This window comes from Mesorhizobium sp. M7A.F.Ca.CA.002.04.1.1 (genome assembly GCF_004022805.1).
Classification (GTDB): Bacteria; Pseudomonadota; Alphaproteobacteria; order Rhizobiales; family Rhizobiaceae; genus Mesorhizobium; species Mesorhizobium ciceri.
Genome location: NZ_RZPL01000826.1, coordinates 1 through 2,352 on the forward strand (window position 1 = coordinate 1; position 2,352 = coordinate 2,352).

The following is a 2,352-nucleotide window of genomic DNA, read 5'->3' on the forward strand; positions in this document are numbered from 1 at the left end:
CCCTGATCCAGACCTTGAAATCCCGGACCTTGCGGCTTTCCGCCTTGACGGACGAGGTCACCAGCCAATAGCCGAGCCCGCTCTGGGCGCGGATACCGAAAGGCGCCACCAGCCGCCCGTCGGCCAGCGCATCCGCGGCGAGCAATTGCCAGCCCAGCATCACGCCGTGGCCGGCAATCGCCGATTCCAGGCACAGCATCGGGTCGGTGAAACGCGCACCCTTGAGGAAGCTGACAGGTGGGACGCCGGCCGTCTCGAACCAGCTTTCCCAGTTGATCATTGCTCGCTCGTCGGTGATCGCGCAGGTCTGGGCAAGGTCCTCGATCGACTTCAGTTTTTGGGCAATCGCCGGCGCGCAGACCGGGAAGACTTCCTGCGCCAAGAGCAGTTCCGTGCGCCCGCCCGGCCATTTGCCGTCGCCAAGCCGGATGGCGATGTCGATGTCTGAGTGATCGAGATTGACCAGCCGCACCGAAGCGTCGATGCGCAGCAGCACGTTGGGATGCCGGTCGAAGTGGCGAGATAGTCTGGGCAACAGCCACTTCGAGGCAAAGGCCGGCGCCACCGAAACCACCAATGTGCATTGCGTAGCCTCGTCGGCCAGCGCCACGGCCTGGGAAAGCTCACGAAATCCAGCACCAAGGCGGGCCGCGAAGACGGCGCCGAATTCGGTCAGCACCAGACCGCTCGCCGTTCGCTCGAACAGCGCCTGGCCGAGCTGTTTTTCGGTACGGCTTATCTGCTGGCTGCGGAAACGTTGAGCTCACCGGCGGCCGCCGCCAGCGATCCGAGACGGGCAACGGTTTCGACGGCGCGCAGGCCGTTGAGGTGGACGCGGTTGAGCATGGCCATTGAGTTTTTCTAAACTGATCCGGCTGAAATCTCAATTGAAAGGCATGTCGAAACGGCGGATTTTATCGGAAGAGACAGACCTGTGGAGCCGGAAATGCTGAGGATCTTGTCGTCGTCGCTGAAGGTCTTTTTCGCTGCGAGTACGCCGTATGAGCCGCACCCGGACAGCGAAACGCAGAGATGGCTGACCGATCCGCTTTCGCATCCGGTGCTGAACACCATGTCGGAACGCGAACTGGGCGATGTGCCGTTCAGGCTGACGGCACGGCGGACAGTGCACGAGACGGCCCCGTTGCACGCCGGCGGCCGCTGCTGAGCAGCCGCCAAGCGTTCCGGCTTGAGGAAAGTCGAGGCGAGCACCACGTCCCGCGCACGCGCTGGCCCAACAGATGGCGATTGTTTCAGCGACCCCTGCACTTATTGTGCAGTGCAATGACATCAGCCACCTCGACAGCGCTGCGTTTCGCCTTCGCCGGCATGATTGCCATGGCGGTTGCCATGGGCATCGGCCGTTTCGTCTACACGCCGATCCTGCCCGGCATGATGCAGGAATTGCATCTGTCGCCTGCCGATGCCGGTTGGATCGCGTCGGCCAATTATCTCGGTTATCTCGTCGGCGCGTTGGCAGCGGCGGGCGGCTGGGCGCATGGGCGCGAGCGCCTGCTGATGCTGGCGGGGCTTGGCGCCAGTACGGTCCTTGCCGCGCTGATGGGGCTGACCGAAGCGATGACGGCCTTTCTCGCTATCCGCTTTCTGGCCGGTCTGGCCAGCGCCTTCGTCATGGTGTTCATGGCCAGCACCGTTTTCAGCCACATCGCGGCTGCCGGTCGCAACGACCTGCAGGCCTGGCATTTCGGCGGCGTCGGGCTCGGCATAGCGGCATCGGCGGCGATGATGGCGGTGCTGGTCGCCGAGCATTCGGGCTGGGCTGCAGGCTGGCTGTGGTCGGCGGCGATTTCGGCCTGTGGTTTCGTCCTCGTTGCGCTGTTGGCCAATGAGGGTCCGCTCGGCAACGGCGAAGCCACCCGCGAGCCGGCACTGCGGATGGACCGGTCGTTGGTCAAGGTCATCGTCGCCTACGGCCTGTTCGGCTTTGGCTATGTGGTGACGGCGACATTCCTGGTCGCCATCGTCCGGCAAGGCGGCGGCAGCCGCGTCTTCGAGGCCATGGTGTGGATGGTCGCCGGTCTTGCGGGCTTTCCCTCAGTCTGGCTCTGGCAGAAGATCGCGGCCCGGACCGGCCTTTATGCCGCCTATGCGCTGGCGTGCTTCATCGAAGTTGCCGGCGTCACCGCCAGCGTCGCCATCGGCGGCGCCACCGGGCCGCTGCTTGCCGGCGTGCTGCTCGGTGGCACCTTCATTGCCATCACCGCATTTGGCCTGCAGGCCGCCCGGCAGCAGGCGCCAAGCGCGCCGCGGCGGATATTCGCCCTGATGACGGCTGCGTTCGGCCTTGGCCAGATCATCGGGCCGGTCGCCGCCGGGTTTCTGGCGCAGATG

The 2,352-nt window shown here is 65.0% G+C and carries 2 protein-coding genes and 1 pseudogene; 2 read left to right on the top strand and 1 reads right to left on the bottom strand.

The features are described from left to right. Window positions 1-852, bottom strand: a pseudogene (locus tag ENZ75_RS29050) (LysR substrate-binding domain-containing protein); the annotation flags it as partial. Window positions 853-946: 94 nt separating this feature from the next. Between ENZ75_RS29050 and ENZ75_RS29055 the strand changes: the two are divergent. Next, window positions 947-1,168: a hypothetical protein gene (locus ENZ75_RS29055; RefSeq protein WP_063167643.1), complete on the top strand. Its 222-nt coding sequence runs from the start codon at window positions 947-949 to the stop codon at window positions 1,166-1,168. A gap of 116 nt (window positions 1,169-1,284) precedes the next feature. Further along, window positions 1,285-2,352, top strand: a 1,068-nt coding sequence (locus ENZ75_RS29060; RefSeq protein WP_164888083.1) for a YbfB/YjiJ family MFS transporter, incomplete at its 3' end; no start/stop codon positions are given.